This window comes from Microcystis aeruginosa NIES-843 (genome assembly GCF_000010625.1).
Lineage (GTDB): Bacteria > Cyanobacteriota > Cyanobacteriia > Cyanobacteriales > Microcystaceae > Microcystis > Microcystis aeruginosa.
In genome coordinates this window covers 4,042,547-4,063,600 of sequence record NC_010296.1, presented here as the reverse complement: position 1 = coordinate 4,063,600, position 21,054 = coordinate 4,042,547, and the positions used below count along the sequence as shown (strand labels likewise).

26 protein-coding genes are annotated in these 21,054 nt (G+C 41.4%); 8 read left to right on the top strand and 18 right to left on the bottom strand.

What is annotated here, in order from left to right; genetic code table 11:
- Positions 1 to 76: 76 nt before the first annotated feature.
- The 4 genes from MAE_RS19115 to MAE_RS19100 form a co-directional block, all read right to left on the bottom strand.
- Entirely contained in the window at positions 77 to 373 is a 297-nt protein-coding gene (locus MAE_RS19115) for a DUF4926 domain-containing protein (RefSeq protein WP_012267033.1), read from the bottom strand.
- A gap of 371 nt (positions 374 to 744) precedes the next feature.
- Positions 745 to 954 (bottom strand): type II toxin-antitoxin system HicB family antitoxin, encoded by a 210-nt coding sequence (locus MAE_RS19110; RefSeq protein WP_002737731.1) that lies wholly within the window; start codon positions 952 to 954, stop codon positions 745 to 747.
- Positions 951 to 1,169: a type II toxin-antitoxin system HicA family toxin gene (locus MAE_RS19105; RefSeq protein ID WP_002737958.1), complete on the bottom strand. Its 219-nt coding sequence runs from the start codon at positions 1,167 to 1,169 to the stop codon at positions 951 to 953. Before MAE_RS19105 ends, MAE_RS19110 begins: the two co-directional genes overlap by 4 nt.
- 60 nt (positions 1,170 to 1,229) lie before the next feature.
- Entirely contained in the window at positions 1,230 to 1,631 is a 402-nt protein-coding gene (locus tag MAE_RS19100) for a tetratricopeptide repeat protein (RefSeq protein WP_012267032.1), read from the bottom strand.
- Between the two features lie 67 nt (positions 1,632 to 1,698).
- On the opposite strand from MAE_RS19100, the gene MAE_RS19095 reads away from it, so the two are divergent.
- A complete protein-coding gene (locus MAE_RS19095) occupies positions 1,699 to 2,697 on the top strand; it encodes an IS630-like element ISMae24 family transposase (RefSeq protein WP_012265903.1) in 999 nt (332 codons plus the stop codon).
- On the opposite strand, the gene MAE_RS19090 is transcribed toward MAE_RS19095, so the two are convergent.
- The 6 genes from MAE_RS19090 to MAE_RS19065 all read right to left on the bottom strand — a co-directional run bounded on the left by MAE_RS19090 (position 2,694) and on the right by MAE_RS19065 (position 5,462).
- Entirely contained in the window at positions 2,694 to 3,836 is a 1,143-nt protein-coding gene (locus MAE_RS19090) for a tetratricopeptide repeat protein (protein ID WP_012267031.1), read from the bottom strand. The two genes, MAE_RS19095 and MAE_RS19090, sit on opposite strands and share 4 nt — an antisense overlap.
- Positions 3,820 to 4,059, bottom strand: a complete 240-nt coding sequence (locus tag MAE_RS19085) for a hypothetical protein (RefSeq protein ID WP_041804224.1) — start codon at positions 4,057 to 4,059, stop codon at positions 3,820 to 3,822. Before MAE_RS19085 ends, MAE_RS19090 begins: the two co-directional genes overlap by 17 nt.
- A gap of 89 nt (positions 4,060 to 4,148) precedes the next feature.
- The gene (locus tag MAE_RS19080; protein ID WP_012267030.1) at positions 4,149 to 4,451 is read right to left on the bottom strand and encodes a hypothetical protein; all 303 of its coding nucleotides are present in this window, start codon (positions 4,449 to 4,451) and stop codon (positions 4,149 to 4,151) included.
- Positions 4,452 to 4,639: 188 nt separating this feature from the next.
- Positions 4,640 to 4,843: a hypothetical protein gene (locus MAE_RS19075; protein WP_012267029.1), complete on the bottom strand. Its 204-nt coding sequence runs from the start codon at positions 4,841 to 4,843 to the stop codon at positions 4,640 to 4,642.
- A gap of 180 nt (positions 4,844 to 5,023) precedes the next feature.
- The gene (locus MAE_RS19070) at positions 5,024 to 5,251 is read right to left on the bottom strand and encodes a type II toxin-antitoxin system HicA family toxin (protein ID WP_012267028.1); all 228 of its coding nucleotides are present in this window, start codon (positions 5,249 to 5,251) and stop codon (positions 5,024 to 5,026) included.
- Position 5,252: 1 nt separating this feature from the next.
- Positions 5,253 to 5,462, bottom strand: coding sequence for a type II toxin-antitoxin system HicB family antitoxin (locus MAE_RS19065; RefSeq protein WP_012267027.1), 210 nt, complete (start codon positions 5,460 to 5,462; stop codon positions 5,253 to 5,255).
- A 363-nt stretch (positions 5,463 to 5,825) separates the two neighbouring features.
- Here MAE_RS19065 and MAE_RS19060 point away from each other — a divergent pair, with 363 nt between their 5' ends.
- The 5 genes from MAE_RS19060 to MAE_RS19040 all read left to right on the top strand — a co-directional run bounded on the left by MAE_RS19060 (position 5,826) and on the right by MAE_RS19040 (position 11,966).
- Entirely contained in the window at positions 5,826 to 7,118 is a 1,293-nt protein-coding gene (locus MAE_RS19060) for a sugar ABC transporter substrate-binding protein (RefSeq protein ID WP_041804223.1), read from the top strand.
- A gap of 2 nt (positions 7,119 to 7,120) precedes the next feature.
- Positions 7,121 to 8,431, top strand: coding sequence for a mechanosensitive ion channel family protein (locus MAE_RS19055; protein ID WP_012267025.1), 1,311 nt, complete (start codon positions 7,121 to 7,123; stop codon positions 8,429 to 8,431).
- A 411-nt stretch (positions 8,432 to 8,842) separates the two neighbouring features.
- Positions 8,843 to 10,525, top strand: coding sequence for an alpha/beta hydrolase (locus MAE_RS19050; protein WP_012267023.1), 1,683 nt, complete (start codon positions 8,843 to 8,845; stop codon positions 10,523 to 10,525).
- 127 nt (positions 10,526 to 10,652) lie between these two features.
- Complete coding sequence (locus MAE_RS19045) at positions 10,653 to 11,204, top strand: DUF2854 domain-containing protein (RefSeq protein ID WP_004162761.1); 552 nt, start codon at positions 10,653 to 10,655, stop codon at positions 11,202 to 11,204.
- Entirely contained in the window at positions 11,205 to 11,966 is a 762-nt protein-coding gene (locus tag MAE_RS19040) for a sulfite exporter TauE/SafE family protein (protein ID WP_004162762.1), read from the top strand.
- 178 nt (positions 11,967 to 12,144) lie between these two features.
- Here the strand turns inward: MAE_RS19040 and MAE_RS19035 are convergent, their stop codons facing one another.
- On the bottom strand, positions 12,145 to 12,813 hold the full coding sequence (locus MAE_RS19035; protein ID WP_004162764.1) for a hypothetical protein: 669 nt from the start codon (positions 12,811 to 12,813) through the stop codon (positions 12,145 to 12,147).
- A 163-nt stretch (positions 12,814 to 12,976) separates the two neighbouring features.
- Between MAE_RS19035 and MAE_RS19030 the strand changes: the two genes are divergently transcribed.
- Positions 12,977 to 13,678, top strand: a complete 702-nt coding sequence (locus MAE_RS19030; protein WP_041804222.1) for a DUF3120 domain-containing protein — start codon at positions 12,977 to 12,979, stop codon at positions 13,676 to 13,678.
- A 51-nt stretch (positions 13,679 to 13,729) separates the two neighbouring features.
- Positions 13,730 to 14,752, top strand: a complete 1,023-nt coding sequence (locus MAE_RS19025; RefSeq protein WP_012267020.1) for an adenylate/guanylate cyclase domain-containing protein — start codon at positions 13,730 to 13,732, stop codon at positions 14,750 to 14,752.
- A 150-nt stretch (positions 14,753 to 14,902) separates the two neighbouring features.
- On the opposite strand, the gene MAE_RS19020 is transcribed toward MAE_RS19025, so the two are convergent.
- From MAE_RS19020 to MAE_RS18995, 7 genes are all read right to left on the bottom strand, one after another.
- Positions 14,903 to 15,895, bottom strand: a complete 993-nt coding sequence (locus MAE_RS19020) for a 30S ribosomal protein S1 (protein WP_002737013.1) — start codon at positions 15,893 to 15,895, stop codon at positions 14,903 to 14,905.
- Positions 15,896 to 16,347: 452 nt separating this feature from the next.
- Complete coding sequence (nrdR, locus tag MAE_RS19015; RefSeq protein WP_004162769.1) at positions 16,348 to 16,863, bottom strand: transcriptional regulator NrdR; 516 nt, start codon at positions 16,861 to 16,863, stop codon at positions 16,348 to 16,350.
- 127 nt (positions 16,864 to 16,990) lie between these two features.
- The gene (locus MAE_RS30390) at positions 16,991 to 17,086 is read right to left on the bottom strand and encodes a photosystem II reaction center protein T (protein ID WP_012267019.1); all 96 of its coding nucleotides are present in this window, start codon (positions 17,084 to 17,086) and stop codon (positions 16,991 to 16,993) included.
- Between the two features lie 104 nt (positions 17,087 to 17,190).
- Positions 17,191 to 17,583, bottom strand: coding sequence for a 50S ribosomal protein L7/L12 (rplL, locus tag MAE_RS19010; protein WP_002736522.1), 393 nt, complete (start codon positions 17,581 to 17,583; stop codon positions 17,191 to 17,193).
- 43 nt (positions 17,584 to 17,626) lie between these two features.
- On the bottom strand, positions 17,627 to 18,175 hold the full coding sequence (gene rplJ / locus MAE_RS19005) for a 50S ribosomal protein L10 (RefSeq protein WP_008206397.1): 549 nt from the start codon (positions 18,173 to 18,175) through the stop codon (positions 17,627 to 17,629).
- Positions 18,176 to 19,049: 874 nt separating this feature from the next.
- Positions 19,050 to 19,721 carry a DUF4276 family protein gene (locus tag MAE_RS19000; RefSeq protein ID WP_012267016.1) on the bottom strand — a complete coding sequence of 224 codons (672 nt, stop codon included), beginning with the start codon at positions 19,719 to 19,721 and terminating at the stop codon, positions 19,050 to 19,052.
- A gap of 4 nt (positions 19,722 to 19,725) precedes the next feature.
- Positions 19,726 to 21,009, bottom strand: coding sequence for an AAA family ATPase (locus MAE_RS18995; RefSeq protein ID WP_012267015.1), 1,284 nt, complete (start codon positions 21,007 to 21,009; stop codon positions 19,726 to 19,728).
- Positions 21,010 to 21,054 lie beyond the last annotated feature (45 nt).

Genomic DNA, 21,054 nt, shown 5'->3' with positions numbered 1-21,054 from the left:
CTGACGTTTTCATTATTTATTTTGGGCTTTTCAGTTCTGATCGAGAAGAAGGCGATATGACAACTTTAGTAATGATCTAAGCCGTAACTTGCATAATCTCTTTAGCGGGAACAGCTAACACTAATTGATTAGGATAAACAATTTCTACGCCAATTGTCTCCATAAATGCTTCTTTTTCTGCTTGAGTGGTTGAGACAAAATTTCCTTGTTCATCATATTTAACCCAATTCCCAAATAATTCTACTAGATAAGCCTCCCCATTTTTCAGAACTTCTACAATTGCTCCAACTGTACCGATAGGCGCAATTCCGCCATCGGTTAAGGGAATATCTTCCGTTAGTTGAATATCATCAAATAATTTAACCTTACTCATTTTTATTACTCTAAACTTTTATTGATTGAAACTAGAAGGTACTGCTGTTATTTCAGTTAACAGTTAACAGTTAACAGTTATCAGTGACTATCGCCTACTGTCTCTAATATAGCTTCTAGGTCTAAACCAAGAAACCCCCGATATCAGGATAACGTAAAGTTCAATCTCCTTTATTGCTGCATGAGTTCGGCAGTTTCATCTAAGGATTCCCATTCTTCTTAAGTGATGAGAATATAACTGTGATTTTCCCAAATTATTGCCACTCCATTGGGTTCTTTTGAAGTTTATTTTGGCTTTTCCGAGATCATGGTATAAAATGTTCTATGAACGGTTAAATACTAGGAGATATTACTGAACTGAGAATATTTGGGCTATGCGGAAATAGCCCGGAGAGGTGGGAGAGATTTGCCTCGTGCAGTGTAGTCTTCGATAAGGAGATCTAGAACTTCAAGGGCATTTTGTAGAGCTGCATGGTAGGTTTCACCATGAGTATGAGCATAGGGGCCAAATTCAGGGAGGTGGGCGATAAATTTGTTGTCTTCTTCTGACCATTGAATAAAAATACTATAGTAATAATTCATGGATTGTCTCCTTGATTTAAGTTTGCTAGTTCCTGAAGTGCATTTCTTACGTCTTTTTCCTGGTAGCGATCAGCATCACTACTATCTTTGCCTGACAGGGTCAAGCTATATTCTAAACGGGGATGGCTCCAAACGGTATGACTACCTTTACCGGGGCGATAGGTAAACCCTGCTTTCAGAAGTATAGACTTGAGTTCTCGTATTTTTTTAGGCATTTACTATCTGCTGGAGTAATTTTATTGCAGTTTGAGCATTATTAAGGTATTACAAAGAATCTAGGAATGACGGAGTGATTGGATATCTTCGACCATTTCGGGGGGAAAGCGTTGGCTTAATTCCTCATCGGGAAGTTGAGAAAGCATCAGATTATAATTATTTTTTACTGTTTGAGTGTCGGGGTGATTTTCTCCTAATTTTTCCGAACAAATAGCAATCGCTTTTTGATAAAGCGGTTCTGCTTCTGTGTATTTCCCTTGAGACTGATAAAGAATCGCCAGACTGTTGAGACTGTTGGCCACATGAGGATGCTCTGCTCCTAATTGCTTTTCCCGAATCGCCAGTGCTCGCAAATAGAGGGGTTCTGCTTCTGCGTATTTCCCTTGAGCGCGATAAAGATCCGCCAGATTGTTGAGACTGGTCGCCACATCAGGATGCTCTTCTCCTAAGTAGTCATGCAAAATTAATTACCCAAATAAAAAATTAAGAAGTATAATACATAAAAAAACGAAGCAGCAGGAAAATACAATGAGATTGATTAGAGACCTAAACCCCGAGAGCCAGAAAATGCTAGAGAGAATTTATCGAGCTAGTAAACATCATCAAGTAAGAGAGCGAGCGAAATGTATACTCTTAAGTTTTCAGGGAACCACGATAGAAGAATTGAGCGGAATATTTGGAGTTACGAGAAAGACCATCTATAATTGGTTGACGGCCTGGGAAGATAGAAAACTAATTGGTTTTTATAATCGTCGAGGAAGAGGGAGAAAACCTAAATTGACAGAAGCCCAAGGTCAACAAGTTATTGACTGGGTAAAAGAAGAACCGAAAAGCTTAAAAAAAATCCAGATAAAAATTGTAGAAGAAGGGAAATTAACCGTAAGCAAAGACAAGATAAAAAGACTCATAAAAAAAATCAACATGAGGTGGAAAAGGGTGAGAAGAGGGGTCGCCAAAACCCCTGATGAGTGGGAGCTTGAGGTCAAACTACCTATTTTAGAAGAACTAAAAAAACAGGAAAAAAGAGGAGAGATTGAGATAGGATATTTGGATGAAATGGGAGGGGATTCAAAGCCTTGTATTCCTGACGCTTGGCAAGAAGAAAAAACCACGATAAAGTTACCACCAATTGAAGGTAAAAGACTAAATATTTTAGGAATAATGAAACGAGATAATCAATTATTTTATGAGACACAGGTCGGAACGGTTACTAGCGAGATAGTTATTAATTTTCTGGATAAATATTGCCAAAATATACAGAAAAAAACTGTCATAATAATTGACCAAGCTTCCATTCATACCAGCGAGGCATTTATGGAGAAACTTGAGGAATGGGAAAAGAAAAACTTGAAAATATTTTGGTTGCCCACTTATTCACCTCATTTAAATTTAATTGAAATATTATGGAGATTTTTAAAATATGAATGGATTGAATTTAGCGCCTATAAAGACCGAAAGAGCCTCCTCGCTTACGTTAAAAAAGTGCTGGACAATTTTGGAGGCGAGTATGTAATTAATTTTGCCTAGGTACTTAATTGCTTTTCTGTAATCGCCAGCGAGCGCAAAAAGAGAGGTTCTGCTTCTGCGTATTTCCCTTGATCATAATAAAGACCAGCCAGATTGTTGAAACTGTTGGCCACATCAGGATGCTCTTCTCCTAATTGCTTTTCTGTAATCGCCAGCGCTCGCAAAAAGAGAGGTTCTGCTTCTGCGTATTTCCCTTGAGAATCATAAAGTAACGCCAAATTGTTGAGACTGGTCGCCACATCAGGATGGTCGGAGCCTAATTGCTTTTCCGTAATCTCCAGCGAGTGCAAAAAGAGAGGTTCTGCTTCTGCGTATTTCCCTTGAGCGCAATAAAGACTCGCCAGATTGTTGAGACTGGTCGCCACATAAGGATGCTCTTTTCCTAATAGCTTTTCCCGAATCGCCAGCGAGCGTAAAAAGAGAGGTTCTGCTTCTGTGTATCTCCCTTGATCTTGATAAAGACTCGCCAGATTGTTGAGATTAGAAGCAACACTAGGATTATTGCAACCAAATAACTCTTCATGGATTTTTAATCCTTGTAAAAATAGAGATTCTGCTTGAGCAAAATCGCCTTGATATTGATAAGAAATACCTAAATTGCTCGAAGCATTTGCTTCTGATGTTTTATCACCAATTTGCTGGGCAATTTCTAATTGTTTTTGAAAATATTCAATTGCTTGCTGATATTTTCCTAAGGATTGATAAGTAATCCCCAGATTTCCGAAAGCATTTGCTAGGGCAAGAATATCGCCGATCTCCTGAGCAATTGCTAATTGTTCTTGAAGATGTGAAATTGCTTCTTGATACTGCCCTAAAGACTGATAAGCCGCTCCCAAATTACCTAAAGTATTCGCCAGCGAATACCGATCATTAGTTTCTCTAATAATTACTAATTGTTGCTGAAGATATTGTACTGCTTCTCTATATTGACCCCAAGATTGATAAATCATTGCTAACCGGCCAAGAGCAAAAACCTCAGATTGTTTATCACCAATATACTGAGCTTTTTTTAAGAGCTTTTGATAGATTTTAGGATTATGTTTTTTGGGCGTAATCTGATCAAAGTTCTCAAGATTTAACTCTGTTTCATAATTACTAGCCTGAGCCGAATTAGTTTGATTTTTATGAATCTGAATCATCATTAGCCTCCAATAAATTTAAAAATTGCTCAAATTCTGATTCTGCGGATTGAATTGCCTGAATCCATTCTGATAATTCTTTAACTGTTATATTAACTTTGCCCTCCTGTTGACGAGCATTTCCCTTAAGTTTGTAGAAAATTGCTTTCAATTTACATAGACTTTCAATGCCGTAATCAAGATTAGAAAGAGAAGTCGAAATAGACTTAGGACTCTCACTCATTGTATCTAAGTTAGCAGGGTTTTGTTTAACCTGCTCCCCTACAGGCGGCTGTGGTCAAAAATTATTAATCGGTTGCTCCTCACTAACCACTACTTTTTTAGACGCTCTTTCAACCCCATTAAATAACGATTAAAAGTCGGAAAATAACGTCGAAAAGTACTTTCGGTATCCAGTTCCGCTTCATAGGTTAATGAAACAAAAGGCGGTAGAGTCGAGATCACCGCTTTTAACTTAGCCGCCGCAGGCGTATTCGGTGCATTTAACTTGGCGAGAATTTGCTGCAATAATGCTAAAATTTCTGAAGAAAGTTGATCAGGTTGTTGTTGAACCGTCTCAACCTCTGTTACCAATTGGGCCACAATCGGTTCCGCTTCTTCATTGCTAATCGTCAAATCTTCTGTTATTTGGCTGATTAATTGCCATTGGTTCTTCGGTTGGTGCTATGCGATGGACGGAGTTATAAGGGATGAAACCTTTATAGAGAAGGACATTGATGCGATTTTTGTCAATTGTTTTCGATCTAGAACGAACTAATCAATAGAACTCTTGCCAGATAAGGATTTAGTCGATTTATGCCACCCTATTGAACCATACCAAGTAACGAAGAACCTTGCCATTGCTCCCGTTCCAAATCGCGAATTTGTTTGCGTAAATCTTCTATTTGCTGTTTTAGTCGCATCTTTTCTTCAGGAGCAATGGTCACTAAGGTATCGCGTTTATTGGCTAATTGCTCTTTTAAACGGGCGATATTTTTATCTAGATTTTTGAGTTCTGCAGCTGACATAGATATTTTGTCCGTAAGTTTTGGTCGTAAATGTAAGTTTTAGGCGTAAGGCTTACGCCTCTAAAGGTTTGGGGGATTACTCTGATCATAAAGCAAAAATTGCTTCTTGGCTGACGTTTTCATCATTTATTTCGGGGTTATCGGTTCTGACTGAGAGGAAGGCGATAAGCGTTTACATTGTTACTCTCTCCCTTGTAATAATTGCTCTACTGTTAACCCAATATCACCAGCAATGACCCTTAATAAAGTCGGTGAAATATCCCGTCCTTTATGAAAGGGAACCGTCGTACTGCGACCATCTTCATGGCGAAATTGTTTGTGGGAACCACGCTGACGGACTTGGACAAATCTCCGCTTTTCCAACAGGCGAATCACCTCTGATGCTTTCAGGACTGGAATTTTACTCATACTAAGCAACGGCAATTTGTTGTGTACCAATAAACTCAGTTTCCAGAGAAATATCTTCATCCTCTAATAACATTTCAATCACCTCTTGTAAATTTTCTCGCAACTCATCTAAGGTTTCTCCTTGGGAATGCGCTCCCACAAATCCAGGAACATAACCAACATAGAGATTAGTCTCTAGATCTCTTTCGATAATTGCTGTAAATAGTTTCATAAAGTACCTCGCATTTTAAACTCTAATCATACAGTAAAAATTGCTTCGGCGGGGTCTTGGTTGATACAGTAAAGTTAAGGCGGGTATCACCCCCTCGTCATGACATAATTATTAATAACAGGAATTTTACTCATCTCATACTAAGCACAGTTTCCTGAAGCTGTTGCCCATTTAAACTGGGTATTATAGTGTTAGAAAATAAACTAGGAAACTCGCTTTTGTAGAAATATCTATATTAGATTTGGGCGCACGCAGTTCGATAAACTCACTGACCACGGTGCGCCCCTACCATTGGCGCGATAATATTATTCACCTTTTCATGTACTATGAATATATGGCAAGATTGTTGAAGGATCACGAGCGATGCAATTTCTAAGGCTCAGAGTTAAAACTGTTTGGAGAAGTAAAAAAATAAGGGGAATTATATCGCTCCTATTGCTTTTTATCCTGATGCCAATTTTTCTTTATGCTTGTTTTAGTGATCTTCCTAACCAATCATCGGAGCAACGGCAAGGAACCCTTTTGGTTTGGTATCCAGAAGAGGGCAATTTAACTGAAGTAGTAGGTCTCGGTTTGCAAGAGTTTGAAAAATTAAATCCGCAAGTGACAATTCTTGAACAAGCTATTACTATCGATGAGATACCCGAACGTTTTTTTAAACAATCTCAAAGCGGATTGGGTGCGAGTGTTATTCTAATTTTTTCGAGAAATATACCCAGATTAGTATCCCAAGGAGTACTGGAGGAAATTGACCAGAACAATCTAGATTTATCTATTTATTATCCCCCGACGCTGAAACAAGTTAGCTATCAAGGAAAAATCTATGGTATTCCCTTAGGTTCTCGTACCAATGTACTGTGTTATAATCAAAAAAAATTACAAGTTAGTCCCGATCCGCTACTGAAGCAACCTCCCACCAGTTTAGGGGGATTAGTGGAACGTGCGCGCAAAGGCTATTCTGTGGGGATGGTGTCCTCTTTTGAAGATACTTTTTGGGGAATGGCAATTTTTGGCGGCTATTTGTGGGATGATCAGGGTCGGCTGCAACCTCGCCTAGATGGTTGGGCAAAATGGCTAGAATGGCTAAAATTTGCCTCGTCACAGCCTAATTTTATCCTCAATCGTCAACGGGAATTACTTCATGATGCTTTTGCTAGAGGCCGCTTAACCTATTATGTGTGTAATTCTGTTGAAATTGCCGATTTAAAAAACAGCCTACAAGATGATCTCAGAGTCGCTTTACTTCCCCAAGAAACTCAAGGTAAAGCAGCACCAATTCTCTATACACGGGTGATGGTATTTAATCGCAATAATAGTGATAATGAAAATAGTTTGGGATTAGCTTTAGGAAAATTTCTCACCAATCCCGAACAACAATTACAAGCAATCATCCAAACAGAAAGTTTTATTCCCACTAATCGACGGGTGCAGATCGAAGGAAATTTACTACCGATTGAATCGGTATTATTACAACAATCTCAAAATGCCGTGGCAGTTCCTCTGGATGATTGGGAAAAGTTGAATAAAATTTTAGAAGAAGGAGAATTTTGGTATGAAAGAGCGATCGCTGGTGAAATATCTTCCTCAGCAGCAGCCCAAAAACTGACACTTTATATTCAATCAGGTCTCGATCAGGAAGTCAGGAAAATAAATTAATTATGAACAACAATATTCCCTCTCTTTCGGAAATAATTGCTAACCAATTATTATTTTTAGGACGCAGAAATGTTCAAAGTCAATTAACGATCATTTTTCTTTCTTTAATTCTTGCTTGGTTATTATCAAAATGGTTATGGTCTTACTTGGAAAAAAGATTTCCTCCCGTCACCAGTTTTATCCATAGTGATAAAAAATTAACCCTCCGTCAATATTTTGCTATCCTGATACAGTTTCTTAATTTCCCAGTTATTAGTCTAATTTTACTTAACTTAAAGTATCTAATTTTTTTCAGTCAAAACTGGACAAGAGGAATGATTAATTTATCCATACAATTAATATTTTTTTATTTGATTTATCGTTGTTTATTAGCTGGATTATACGCCAAGTTTTCCGTCAAAACAATTAAATATTATCATGGTCGGCTTTTAGCACCTTTATTGGTATTATTCCTCCTGAGAAATATTATTGGTGTTTACAATAATATTCAAGAAATTGCCCAAGTATCTCCCTTCAATTTATTCAATAGTCCGATCACATTGAGAAGCATATTTATTTTGATAATAGCTCCCTATTTTCTGGTAATTATTGTTGTTCTTATAGAGAGTATAATTCTGAGCATTACTAATTTAAATCAGCAAGCGAGTCGCGGTGAAATTGAAGCAACTTTACTGTTAGGACGTTATTTTTTCATTGTCTTAGGTTTTATTCTCATCTTGGGTTATGTGGGAGTTAATGCAACGGCAATAGCGGCAATTACTGGCGGTTTATCGGTGGGTATTGGTTTCGGTATGCAGCAAGTGGTAAGTAATTTCATTAGCGGTATTTTACTATTATTTGAAAAAGTTCTCAAACCCGGTGATATCATTAATATTGAAGGACAGACTTCTCAGGTAAAAAAGCTAGGTATTCGAGCGACAACAGTGCAAATTCTTACAGACAATTCCGAAAAAATTATTCCCAATCAAAAGTTTTTTACTGAGGATGTCACCACCTACACGGGTAGTGATAACTTGATTTATTGTTCAATTGTTATCGGAGTTGGTTATAATTCTAACGCCCAACAGGTGATGAATTTATTGCTAGACATTGCTGACCAACATCCTCATATACTTAAAAACCCGCAACCAGTAGCTTTTTTTCTTAATTTTGATCATTCTAGTTTAAACTTTGAATTAAAGTTCTGGTTGGATGATGTTAATAGAAAAAAGCGAGTCATTAGTGATATTAATTGTGCTATTCTTGATAGGTTTACTCAACAGGGTATCGAGATTCCCTTCCCGCAGCAAGATATTCACATTCGCAATAATTAGCAATTTATCCCAGTCAAAAACCCTATCGGATTATTTTCATCTCAAAATATATCACTTTCACTTATTAAATTTATGTATTTATTGTTTTTTTATTAATGACTCATGTCTTGACATAAAAACAACTTTAATATAATATCTACCTTAGATGTTATACTCAGAAATACTCAATAATCTAGAATCAAAATCTCCCAGATTAATCTATCGAGGTTTTGCTCATGCTTTTTGGTTCTACTTTGCTTGGCACTTTATCGCTTGCCCTAGTCTTAAATTGGCTCCTTAGTACCTCAGAAACCCGCGTTCCGATACCTTTAATCGGTGGTCAAGGAAACCAAGTAACCAAGAACGTTTTTCAACCGACCGTATGCTACTTTTCCCTTTTAATTGTTGTCATCTACCCTAACTAAAAATCCCATGATTATCCCCCGTTTACAAAATCGTTTTCCCAGAAATAATTCCACCCGTCGGCTGCGAGCTTTCCTCCTAGGTCTTTTCGCTGTGGGTATGACCGCTTTACCCCTAAAAGCCGCTGAAGAAATTGAATTTGTCTATACTCCCCTCGTCTTTTCTGTATCGGTAGCATCCCTAGAAAATTTTGCTAAAGGAGGAAAGATTGATGCTAATTTAAAAAGATTTCTTGCCAGAGCAACTCCCGAAGCAAGAGAGCAGTTTCGTGAAGCTTTATTAACAAAAATTGACATCGATCCTATTTTACTATCTCGTTTTTTTAATAGTGTGATGGGTGCTGATATGCTCTCTCGTTTGGGCAAAGGCATCACCATTGAAGGGGGAATTAATGGTAAATATGCCCTGCGGGGTGCCATTGTTAGTGCCGCTTTCGATCCGGGGGGATTAACCCTTTTAAATGTCCTGAAAAAATTCCCCAATAATATACAGTTACAGGGGGAAGAAATCCTCGGATTAGCTAAAACCATCGATTATGCGGTTTATGTGGCGGAAATATTTATCAAAGATATGCGCCTCTGGACAGCCGAGGAAGCCGCTGCCGTTAAACCAGCGATTAATTATGCCAGTTTACCCGATTTGCGTCAGCGCGGTAGCTTTCAGGTAAAAAAAGAAGTTTGGAACCTAACCGATAGCAGTCGCAATCGCAGTTTATATGTGAATGTTTATATCCCGCAAACTTTCCGAGAAGGCAAAACACCTGTAATTATTTTTTCCCACGGATTAGCCTCGCGACCGGAAGATTATGCCCAAGCAATTGAACATCTAGCTTCCTACGGATTTTTAGTAGCGGCACCGCAACACCCCGGCAGTGATACCCAATACCTACAAGGAATGTTAGGGGGGTATTATCGCAATATTTTTGATGGCAATGAGTTTATTAATCGACCCAAAGATATTAGCTTTGTCATCGATGAATTAGCCAGACGAAATGCTAGTCAATTTCAAGGTAAACTTAACCTCACTAATGTGGGAGTAGCGGGTCATTCCTTCGGAGGTTATACATCTCTAGCTGTTGCCGGCGCACAAATTGATTTTGATAATCTCGCCCAAGATTGTAACCGTCCTTACTCTGGGATTAATATCGCTATTTTACTGGAATGTCGCGCCCTAGAATTGCCTAGACAGGTCTATAATTTTCGCGATGAACGAGTCACGGCTGTCTTTGCAGCTAATCCCGTTAACCGCAGTATTTTTGGGGAAAAAGGTTTAAGTAAAATCTCGATTCCTGTCCTCTTAGGTTCCGGAAGTTATGACCCAGCAGCTAATCCGATTTTTGAACAGGCCATTCCTTTTACTTGGTTAAAAACGCCGGATAAATATCTGGCCATGGTGGAGGGACAAGCTCATGTAAATTTTACAGAATTGGATGCAGGAATGCAAAAAACCCTGGAGTCTGTGGTCGATATCACTTTACCCGATCAAAATTTAATCGAGGATTATGCGGGGGCTTTATTGGTCTCTTTTTTTGAAGTTTATATTGCTGATAATGAAAAGTTTCGTCCTTTTCTTCGGTCTAGTTATGCAGAATATCTCAGTCAGGGACAAAAGTTTAAATTAGACTTTATTACTGCCGCTTCTGACCAGAAATTATCTCAATTAATTGAGAAATTGCGAGTACATCGGCAATAGGCAATAGACACTAATTGCCTTCAGTCGCTAATAACTGAAAAATCTCCCCACTGCCCATCTGCAAAAAAGATTCTTTGGAGTTGTATAATCTCTAAAGGATTAGCGTACTCAAGAAAAAAATTATTTCATGCTCAGGAAAATTAGACTATCATACTTTGGCTTAATTTTAGGCAGTATTTTAACGGTTATCGGGATTATCGGTTATGCCCAAGGTAACGCCACGGTCAATTTAGCGGGGTTTTTCTACGGATTACCGTTATTATTGGGAGGTTTAGCCCTAAAAGCTTCAGAAATCAAACCTATACCCTTCAGTCAACCCACTAGCCCCGAAATCTTGCAATTGCGCCAACAACAGGCTACTGTCACCCAAACCAAACTTCGCAACGATGTCACCCGCTATCGCTACGGACAGGAAGTGCATCTGGATGAAGCCCTAGAAAAGCTGGGATTAAGCCCCACGGACGAGGAAAGACCGACTTTAGTGGCAATTCGTGAAACTGCTGTTGATTCCGCCTATTGTCTCACCCTAGAATTTGAATCGCCCCTTTTACCCCTAGAAAAGTGGCTGGCAAAACAAGAAAAAATCGAAAGATACTTTGGACCAGGAATTAGAGCCGAAATTAAGCAAGTTGACGAGGAAAAAATTGATTTAGCCCTAATTACTATCCCTAACGCCTAAATGCTCACGCCTATTCAGTATGGCTTCCTAGTAATCGCTGCCGTGGCTGCCGGCTTAATTAATGCTCTTGCCGGTGGCGGTAGTCTGATTACTTTTCCGACGCTGATGGCGGTGGGTATCCCACCGGTAATGGCAAATGTGACTAATACCGTCGCTTTATGCCCGGGTTATCTGGGGGCAACTCTCGCCCAAAAAAAAGACCTGCACGGGCAACAAAAACGGATTCAGTTATTGCTACCATCGGCAGTTATTGGCGGCATTATCGGTGGTATTTTGCTGTTAAATAGCAGCGATCAAGTGTTTGACCGACTGATTCCTTTTCTGATTCTTTTAGCGGCGGCTTTATTGGCTTTTCAAGATACTTTACGCTCTTGTTTGCAGCGGCGACAGGGGGACAAAAAGGGCAATATACCGGAAATTTGGGCGTTTTTACCCATCGCTCTCGCTTCAATTTATGGTGGTTATTTTGGAGCGGGTTTAGGTGTGATCGAGTTGGCAATTTTGGGCTTATTTCTCAAGGATAATCTCACGAGATTAAATGCTTTAAAACAGTTGCTTTCTTTGGTGGTTAACGTGGCGGCATCTTGGTTTTTTCTCTTTTCTAATCAGGTATATTGGTCGGCGGCGATAGTGGTAGCAATTGGTTCTTTAATTGGGGGTTTATTGGGGGGAAAACTAGCTAGAATTATCTCTCCTAGTTATCTGCGCTGGACTGTGGTAATTCTGAGTATTATTACCGCTACAGTTTATTTTCTTCGTTAACAAAATGTTTGTCAATCAGGTGTTTTATTGATGGAGATTGATAGATTTTTCCCTAGTTCTCAAACCTGTTCTAATTGTCTCTATCATACCAAATCCGCCAGGTGGGCGTAAGTCTATCTTCAGGCATTCCCCCGTGAGTTCAGAAGCCCCGACAATCTCGCCCAGCGGGTAGTTCACCCTAAAAAGATTGTCCCACTTCTAAGACTTTCGTTTGCCCGTTGCGAGACAAAATAACCTGTTGACTACCAACTTCCACTAAAGTCCAACCGTTGATAAATTCCCCCGGAGAAATACGCATAGTTATCCCCTTATTATCAAATAAAGCTGAAGATCGATCGCCTAAATCCATCACCCCCACCAGGGTATTTTTCACCTGATTATTAGTGGGAATAACCGCTGCCAACGGCCGATTCACTTGGGGGGCAGCCGGTAATGGTGGCGCGGAAATGTCGGGATTTGCGGGTGTAACCGGGGCAATTTTGGCAGCAGTTTCAGGGGTTTGGGGATAAACGGGAACGTAAATTCTTTCTATGATCTGGGGAGTATTATTAACCGGTAAATTAGCGGGGGGTGGTGGTGGAACCGTGGCTACCGGAGAAGGGTTATTTTGGGGATCAGGATCAGGATCGGGGGATGAAGTTTGACCTTGGCGATCGATAATAGCCAGGGATGATTGCAGATAGGCGATAAATTTTTGCTCTTCCTGGGAAATCGTGCCATTTTGAGAGACAGGGGCATTTTTTTGACTGATTAGCCATGCCACCACCCAACCTAGATAGACGCAAGCAATGACAAAAATAACTTTATCTAGGGGCATTCTCGGATTTTCTTCATGGCCCGCTGCCATATTTTTTGCACTCCTCGATCGCTGCTGTCGTTTCGATTTTAACAGGATAGCGCATTGCCAAAAACAATTTTTAAATTTCCCCAAATCCCCCTAGGGGGGATATAGTAGAGAGAGAATGATGTATATTAATGTGAGTAAAGTTTCGTAACAATTCTGAAATCCTTTGCTCAACTCTACCCTAGTTTCCAGCAATCCCGATCGCCTGAAACCCCTAGTCCCTAACTGGGAAAAATGTCAATCCGTCTTTTGGACAGCAGCATTTCTGGTATCAGTCCCCGTATTCATACAAGCGCCCCTAGTGCGCTACTATCCCGAAGTTAGCCTAGGTTTAACCTTTTTCTGGGTGGGGTTAGGGGTTTGGCTGCTCAAACAAGAAAAAATCAGTCTTTGGGGGGATTTACTTTTGGGCTTTAGTTGGAGTTGGTTAGCAGGTTCTCTGTACTGGGGTTGGTGGCGTTGGGAACCGTTGATCCATATTCCCATGGAAGCGATCGGGCTGCCCTTTGTTCTCTGGGGACTATACAAAGGTCGTGGCAAAGTGGGCAATCTTTTCTATCTGGGTTCTTTGTTAGGAACGGCCATCACCGATGTATATTTCTATCTAACGGGACTAATTCCCTACTGGCGACAATTAATGACCGTGGAACTAGCTCCCAACCTAGTATCGCCGATATTTCATAACGCCTTAGCCCAAATTGAGACCCCCTGGGGCATCAGTTGGGCGATCGTGCTGCTCAACCTGCTCTTAGCGATCGGTATTTATCCTTTGCAAAAAAGGGGATGTCATTGGTGGGCATTTAGCGGGGCTGTATTGAGTACAATTTTAGTCGATGGTTTATTTTGGATTACCGCCTCTCTGGCCTAAGACAATAGGCTATATAATTAACGCAGTCTATCTATTGCCGCTTATGCACCCGTGGATATACTACTAGGACAAAATCCCTATTTACTACTCCATACCGAGAGAGGCCAGCGTTTTTTCCCTCTCGTGGGGAAATCTTACTGGACAATCGGACGGAGCAAAGATAACGATATCGTGATTAAAGATCACTGTATCTCTCGTAATCACGCTATTCTACAATCCACGGAAACAGGGGATTTTTATCTGATCGATCTCGGTAGTCGCAATGGAACTTTTGTCAATGGCAGAAGGGTGGCCATTCCAGTGACTATCCATAGCCAAGAGCAGATCACCTTTGGCAAAACCGAGGTGCAGTTCTATCGTCCTGCTCCCACCAATGTGGGCAAGCAACCGCGCAATTTAGAATGGGATACCCTCACCTCCGCCGTCCATGAACGGCGCTTAACATCGGTGATGGTGGTAGATATGCGGAATTTTACGGCTTTAACGAGGCAATTAGACGAAAAAGTGCTTTCTTCTCTGATTGGCAGTTGGTTTCGCCATGCCGGGGGTATTATCCGCAGTTCCGGCAGTTGGGTAGATAAATATATTGGTGATGCGATCATGGCCATCTGGTTTCACGGCCAACAGGAAGTCGATCAAGACGATATCCTGCAAATTTTCCAAGCAATTATACAACTAAATAACATGACTTGCGCCTTAAGCGAACAATATCCCTTACCTTTTAAATTACGCATCGGTGCGGGAGTGAATACTGGTTATGCTATGGTCGGCAATACTGGCAGCGGTGAACATCCAGATTATACGGCGATCGGGGATACAGTCAACGCCGCTTTTCGTTTAGAGTCGGCTACCAAAGAAATGGGCAAGGATTTAGCCATCGGAGCCACTACCTACAGTTATCTCATCGGTTTACCCCATCTCCAGCAAGTTTTTACTCAACATACCGTCAGCCTGAAAGGATACCACGATAGCACTATTGCCTACGGAACCACTTTTGATGACTTGGATCGTTTCCTCGATGCCAATATTAATGAGGAGATGACTGGAATTACAGGATTTATCGGCAGTGTCTGAAGATTGAAATTAAACGGGGGGTTGGGAGACGTTTTAGTGATCGGTAAACAGTAATCAGTGAAAAGACAGTAGGAAACTTTTATTTAATACTGTACACTTAAAACTAAAATCTGATAACTGATAACTGATAACTGATAACTGATAACTGACTTACTCTTCGGTAGCGGCGAGAACTAAATCTTCCTCCTCCAAGGCGGGGGGAACTTCGATTTCTTCCACTACTTCCGAGACGGTCCGGCCTTCCGCTTCCGCTAGACGTTTTTCTCGGTATTTAATCGCCATTTCTTCGGCTTTTTCAAACACTAACGGGCGATTTTTGAGCATATCTCCCGGTTCTGGTTCTAATTGTTTAGTCGAGAGGGAAATGCGACCTCTTTCGGCATCAAGATCGATAATCATCACTTTTAACTCATCATTGACATTGAAAACCGTGTGGGGGGTGTCAATGTGATCGTGAGAGATTTCGGAAATATGCAGTAAACCACTGACTCCACCGATATCGATGAAAGCACCGTAGGGCTTGATTCCGCGCACGGAACCGATTACCACCTGTCCCACGGCTAAACCGTTCATCTTGCGTTCCACTAAAGCGCGACGATGACTTAAAACCAGACGGTTGCGATCCTCATCCACTTCTAAAAACTTTAAGGGCAATTCCTGACCAACTAAATCCTCTTTCGCCTCTCTGGTGCTAATGTGAGAACCGGGGATAAAGCCGCGGAGACCTTCAATCCTGACTAATGCCCCACCACGGTTAGTGGCAAAAACATTGGATCGCACGGTAGCATCTTCTTTTTGCAATTGACGCACCCGTTCCCAAGCGCGCATATATTCAATGCGACGGATCGACAGGGTTAGCTGTCCATCTTCATTCTCGTCGGTAAGGATGAAAAATTCCCTGGTTTCGTTAGGTTGTAAAACTTCTTCGGGATTATCGACGCGGTTGATCGACATCTCCTGCACGGGGATAAAAGCGGCGGTTTTAGCACCGATATCGATGAGCGCTCCCCGGGGTTCCATGCTGAAAACAGTCCCGGCGACAACATCTCCCGGACTGAAATGATAATCGTATTTGTCTAGAAGGGCGGCAAAATCTTCATGGGTAAAGCCTATGTTTTTGTTTGCGGTTTTTTGGGTGGTCATGTACGTTGTTTGGGCCTCGGAATTTCCGTAGGTTTTTCCTCCTATGTGATGTACAGTTTCTAAATAAAGGAGATGCCTCCCAATTTAGTTCCTAGGCAGGGCCTAGGGGATGAACTGCCGCATCCGGCTTTCTTGCAGGCAATCCGCCTCAAGAATGACTCTTAAGAATCTAACCAGAGCTTGGGCTTTAAATAGCACAAGGGATCCTAATTATAACTGAATCGGGAACTATTTAGGGTTTGCTGAATAAATCTAAAAACATTGTTCGATAAGACTTTTAGACCTTTTTGAAATCCAAAAGTACCGCCTATTGGAGTGATCGGGGGGAAAATTTCAGGACTTTTTCCCTGAAAATTAGGTAATTGACCCCCTGAAAATGGGTAAAACCCTACACCCTACACCCTACACCCCACACCCTGCCCCCAGGAAAAACTTTTTGCCGCAAAGCCTATTTAAGACGAGGTGATCACGCTGGCTTCTTCCACTTGAGACCAAGAAGGATGAGCGCGTTCGATTTCGGAGGATTGCAGCAGCGCTAAAGCGGCGATAAAGTCTCTAATTCCCTGAAAATTGCCGTAAACCGAAGCAAAGCGCACATAGGCCACTTCCGATTCTTGTCGGAGATATTCTAGGACTAATTGACCGATCTCCTGACTGGTTACCTCCCGTTTTGAGTCTTGCTGCAGACGGGATTCGATATCATTGACGATCGCCTCTAATCTTGAGGGGGGAATGCCGGTTTTTTCGCAGGCGCGGACGATACCGCGCAGCAGTTTGCAGCGATCAAAAGATTCCCGTTTACCATCTTTTTTAATCACCGTGATCGGCACGAATTCGATGCGCTCGTAGGTGGTGAAGCGATATTTACACTGTAAGCATTCACGACGACGACGAATGCTCTGACCGTTTTCGGAGGAACGGGACTCTAAAACGCGACTATCGGTATGCTGACAATGAGGACACTGCATAGGAGGCGCTCGGTGAGGGGAACCTTTAATTTAAGCCTTTAAATACGAAAACCAGAGCCGCTAACCTGCTTTTGACAAGCGGGCGGCTCAGGGAAGAAAATTATTAACCTAAACGGAGTTAAGAAATTTACTTTTGAATCCGGGGAGGTTCCCGGAAGGCGATGGCGAAGAAAATTACCGACAAAGCCATAGTTAAAACTAAAATGTAAGCGACGCTTTCCATGGTTGGACATCCTACAAGACTGCTATAACAATCCTATAGTATCAGGAAATGAGCTTTTCAGCTTGTCTGGGGATATAATCTACATCCCCAGAATCAGTGGCAATCTATTTAACGCTAACTTTTGCCCCGGCATCTTCCAGTTTTTTCTTGATGGCGGCGGCATCATCTTTGTTAGTGCCTTCTTTAACCGCTTTGGGAGCGGCTTCTACTAGGTCTTTCGCTTCTTTGAGTCCTAAACCGGTCAATTCGCGCACTACCTTAAGGATAGCAATTTTCTTGTCGGCGGGAACTTCTTCGAGAACGACGTTAAATTCGGTTTGTTCTTCCACAGCTTCAGCAGCCGCCGCGGGAGCGGCCCCAGGGGCCGCCATAATTATGCCACCAGTTGGAGCGGCGGCACTAACTCCGAAGGTTTCTTCGATACCTTTGACTAATTCCGCAGCCTCTAAGAGGGTCAGGGTTTTGAGTTTTTCTAAGATTTCAGCTACAGCAGACATGGGTTAGACTCCTAATTGTTTTAAGTGATTGATTGGCGCGGTATTAAGCCGCTTCTTTTTCTTCTTGACGGGCCACGGCATCGACGGCGCGGGCCAAAGATGCGGGAACTTCGTTGATGCTGCGGGCCAGTTTGGTAGCAATGGCGTTGATTGCTCCGGCGACCTGAGCGATTAACTGTTCTTTCGACGGTAAATCAGCGATCGCTTTGAGCTGCTCTTCCGTCAACAGTTGACCTTTTGTCCCTTCTTTGAGGACACCGCCGCGCAGTTCGGTTTTTTTGCTTTCTTTTTTGAACTCTTGATAGGCCTTGAAAGCTCCACCGATGTCCTCTTTTACGAGCAGAAAGGCGGATGTTCCCGATAAAAGGCTTTTCATCGGTTCCCAGCCACTATCTTCAGCGATCGCCAATCCCATCAAAGTATTTTTGGTGACTTTACAAATCGTTCCCGTGGGGCGCAATTTGCGGCGTAGATTGCTGATTTCGGCGACGGTTAAACCTTGATAGTCGATGACCATCGTTAATTGAGCTTCGCTCAGGGAGGTTTTTAATTCTTCTAGAATCACTCCCTTGCTTTCTCTGCTTCTCCCCATCCCTTGTTCACCTCCTGTATGCGGGGGACCGGTTCCACAGGCACAAAAATAACCCCTTGTAGCGCCGGGGTTGAGTGGAGAGAATCCAGTTCAGGCACGACCAAGACAGAAAATATCTCTCTTTAGTCTTTTTGGCTGCTGTTTTCTCGCTTTGACCTCGGCAGGGTATTTAAGCTGTTTCGCACCTGCTGTCTTTGGCTTAAGCCAGTCCCTCATCATAACATTATTGCGGGATTTATGTCAAGCCCTGGGAAGGAACGAGCAGGGCGATCGCATTTAAGACTGAATCCCTTGAGTATAGGCTACTTAGGGTTTGCTGAATAAATCTAAAAAACTTGTTGGGTAAGACTTTTAGACTTTTTGTCAATCAAAAAGTACCAAGTATGGGAGTGATCAGGGGGAAAATTCCTGGACTTTTTCCCTAAAAATTAGGTAATTGGCCACCTCAAAACCGGTAAAACCCCACACCCCACACCCCACACCCTGCCCCCACCGAAAAACTTTTTCAGCAGACCCTACTTATCAGGACAGGCACTCATGCAAGAGGCAAAAGGGGGAATAAGCTAAACGGCATTTAACCTGCATGATCCAATAGCTATAACCCTTTTGGAGTCTATATCAGTGATCCGAAGTAAAAGCCGTTTAGCTTAATACTAAATCCGTTGAGTATAGGCTACATATCAGGACAGGCAATGGGCAATAGGCAATAGGCAAAAGAGGGAATAAATAATCAGTTTTTAATAACTGGATTGAGTATAAATAATCGGTCTTTAATAACTGGATTTAGGCTCACTGCTTACTGCTCACTATCGCCTATTCCCCGCTCTCGACGATTATTTTAAATGCCTAAAAGTTTAGCCTGAAAAAATATTACTTATCTTGATTCTTCCTGACTGAGATGACGTAGTTTATCCCGAAAATAGCCAAAGCTGGGCGATCGATTAATATCCACATTCATCTGAGGAGAAATATTTTCTGCCCAGACTGTTTTCTCTTGACCCACAGAAGCGCCACCTAACTTAGATAATTGTTTCGCTCCACCTCTGTATATAGCATCTGCCAGTTTTTCCCAAGTACCACAGATACTATCATTAATATAGGAATCCAAGATAGCACTTTTGGCATGGGGATAAGCAATTTTTATGGCATTAATATCACCTAAATACCAAGCTTCTCCTTCTTCAATAGCAATACAGAAGTAAATTTGGGATTTGATAGCAGATTTTTCCAGACAATTGCTTAATTCCTGTCGAAATTCCCGAAAACATCGATTATCCAGATCGCAAACCACAATCAGCACAGCAGCATAATTATCAGCGCAACTGGAAAAAGTTTTATCATATCCTTGAATCAGTTTAGGTAGTCGCTCAAGAAGAATCCGCTTACTAGGATCGGAAACAGACTGTAAGTCTCTGGGAATATGACCACTGCCTTTATAGGAATGAACCCTAAATGTATGACCTGCATTCATGTCAATAATCTTAGGAATTAGAATATCAAGTGCTTTTTTTCCCGACAAATCCTCAACCAAAATTTCAAAGTACATGACCTTATCTCTCATCTAAGTAATCACTATACCAAAGACTACCAAGGGGCAATCCTTCTGAGACGAGATTCTTGATTAAGGGATTGTCACTGGCCCGTTTAATCCGAGAAAACCCGTCATCACCTTTTTCCAGAATCCAAACTTCTTCCGGCTGGAGAGCATCAACAAAATAAGGTTGATGGGTGGTGATAAAAATTTGAGAACGTCCTCTCTGTCCTGTGGCGTGTTTTCTAAATTCTTGAGCCAAGGTTTCTAATAGTTTATGGTATAAGCCGTTTTCTGGCTCTTCAATACAGATAAATGGCGGTGGGGAAGGGTCTTCTAACAGTAAGAGATAGGCGAATACTTTTAAAGTACCATCGGACATTTGCTGTACATAAAATGGGTCTTGGAATCCCCGATCATTAAATTTTAATAGTAGTCGATTATCGGGACTTTTTTCGGTGCTAATTTTTTCTATACCCGGTATCTTACGAGAAATACTATTAAGTATATTCTGAAATTTCTTGGAATGCTCTCTTTCCATAAACTGCACCACATTACCGAGATTATCTCCATGAATATTCAGATGTTTCTGGGGTCCGGCTAGGGGCAAACTTCTGGCCGCATCGGGAGTAAAATAGCTGAGATACCATCCCTCAATAAATCTCCGAAATAGGGAAATTCTCGGATGCTGTTTGAGAGAACCTAACGTAGCAATTCCTAGTTTGCGCTTATCATTCAGTTCCACTAACTCCCCCCCATCCTCATAATCTCCTCGTTTAATTTTTTCTATTAACTTAAGTAAATCAAAATGGTCTTGACCTTCTTCTACTTGTTTCCCTTCTTCTTCTCCTTTCCAGACGATTCCTTTCCCCTCATCGAGGAGTAAAAATGAAAAAGGCCATCCGGTCTTTTGACCTTTTCTTCTCTGTCTGAGTCTTTCTTTTTTTACATAAGGTCTATTATCGGTATCTAGATCAATAGCTAATTCATAGGTAATTGGTCGGGAATTGTAATCTTCTTTGTAATAAATCTGAAATTCAATGCTTCCTTCCTGACCCTGGGAACGAAGACGCTCAAACCCGCCCCGACCTCGCGCATCACAAGCTTCTTCTACTCCTCCTTTAAGACAATCAGATAAAAAACCGAACGCATCAAAAAGTGTGCTTTTTCCCACACCATTTTTGCCGATAACGGCCGTCATCGGTGTCAGAGAATCTCGATTTTGAGTATTCCATAACTTGCCCAGGGTTATATCCTTGAGCGCTCGATAATTTTTAATCCTCAATCCCTCAATTCCGGACATTATTTAGTCCCGTTTCTCATTACTAAAGCAATCTAAGCAATTTCT

What these genes read in the sequence shown, in the direction of transcription:
- MAE_RS19060 (WP_041804223.1), top strand. Translation starts at nt 5,826, where the DNA reads ATGCAATTTCTAAGGCTCAGAGTTAAAACTGTTTGGAGAAGTAAAAAA.
- MAE_RS19110 (WP_002737731.1), bottom strand. Translation starts at nt 954, where the DNA reads ATGAATTATTACTATAGTATTTTTATTCAATGGTCAGAAGAAGACAAC.
- MAE_RS19085 (WP_041804224.1), bottom strand. Translation starts at nt 4,059, where the DNA reads ATGAGTGAGAGTCCTAAGTCTATTTCGACTTCTCTTTCTAATCTTGAT.
- MAE_RS30390 (WP_012267019.1), bottom strand. Translation starts at nt 17,086, where the DNA reads ATGGAAAGCGTCGCTTACATTTTAGTTTTAACTATGGCTTTGTCGGTA.
- rplL (WP_002736522.1), bottom strand. Translation starts at nt 17,583, where the DNA reads ATGTCTGCTGTAGCTGAAATCTTAGAAAAACTCAAAACCCTGACCCTC.
- MAE_RS19095 (WP_012265903.1), top strand. Translation starts at nt 1,699, where the DNA reads ATGAGATTGATTAGAGACCTAAACCCCGAGAGCCAGAAAATGCTAGAG.
- MAE_RS19115 (WP_012267033.1), bottom strand. Translation starts at nt 373, where the DNA reads ATGAGTAAGGTTAAATTATTTGATGATATTCAACTAACGGAAGATATT.
- MAE_RS19050 (WP_012267023.1), top strand. Translation starts at nt 8,843, where the DNA reads ATGATTATCCCCCGTTTACAAAATCGTTTTCCCAGAAATAATTCCACC.
- MAE_RS19000 (WP_012267016.1), bottom strand. Translation starts at nt 19,721, where the DNA reads ATGTACTTTGAAATTTTGGTTGAGGATTTGTCGGGAAAAAAAGCACTT.
- MAE_RS18995 (WP_012267015.1), bottom strand. Translation starts at nt 21,009, where the DNA reads ATGTCCGGAATTGAGGGATTGAGGATTAAAAATTATCGAGCGCTCAAG.
- MAE_RS19065 (WP_012267027.1), bottom strand. Translation starts at nt 5,462, where the DNA reads ATGAAACTATTTACAGCAATTATCGAAAGAGATCTAGAGACTAATCTC.
- MAE_RS19035 (WP_004162764.1), bottom strand. Translation starts at nt 12,813, where the DNA reads ATGGCAGCGGGCCATGAAGAAAATCCGAGAATGCCCCTAGATAAAGTT.
- MAE_RS19045 (WP_004162761.1), top strand. Translation starts at nt 10,653, where the DNA reads ATGCTCAGGAAAATTAGACTATCATACTTTGGCTTAATTTTAGGCAGT.
- nrdR (WP_004162769.1), bottom strand. Translation starts at nt 16,863, where the DNA reads ATGCAGTGTCCTCATTGTCAGCATACCGATAGTCGCGTTTTAGAGTCC.
- MAE_RS19075 (WP_012267029.1), bottom strand. Translation starts at nt 4,843, where the DNA reads ATGTCAGCTGCAGAACTCAAAAATCTAGATAAAAATATCGCCCGTTTA.
- MAE_RS19090 (WP_012267031.1), bottom strand. Translation starts at nt 3,836, where the DNA reads ATGATTCAGATTCATAAAAATCAAACTAATTCGGCTCAGGCTAGTAAT.
- MAE_RS19105 (WP_002737958.1), bottom strand. Translation starts at nt 1,169, where the DNA reads ATGCCTAAAAAAATACGAGAACTCAAGTCTATACTTCTGAAAGCAGGG.
- MAE_RS19055 (WP_012267025.1), top strand. Translation starts at nt 7,121, where the DNA reads ATGAACAACAATATTCCCTCTCTTTCGGAAATAATTGCTAACCAATTA.
- MAE_RS19040 (WP_004162762.1), top strand. Translation starts at nt 11,205, where the DNA reads ATGCTCACGCCTATTCAGTATGGCTTCCTAGTAATCGCTGCCGTGGCT.
- MAE_RS19020 (WP_002737013.1), bottom strand. Translation starts at nt 15,895, where the DNA reads ATGACCACCCAAAAAACCGCAAACAAAAACATAGGCTTTACCCATGAA.
- MAE_RS19070 (WP_012267028.1), bottom strand. Translation starts at nt 5,251, where the DNA reads ATGAGTAAAATTCCAGTCCTGAAAGCATCAGAGGTGATTCGCCTGTTG.
- rplJ (WP_008206397.1), bottom strand. Translation starts at nt 18,175, where the DNA reads ATGGGGAGAAGCAGAGAAAGCAAGGGAGTGATTCTAGAAGAATTAAAA.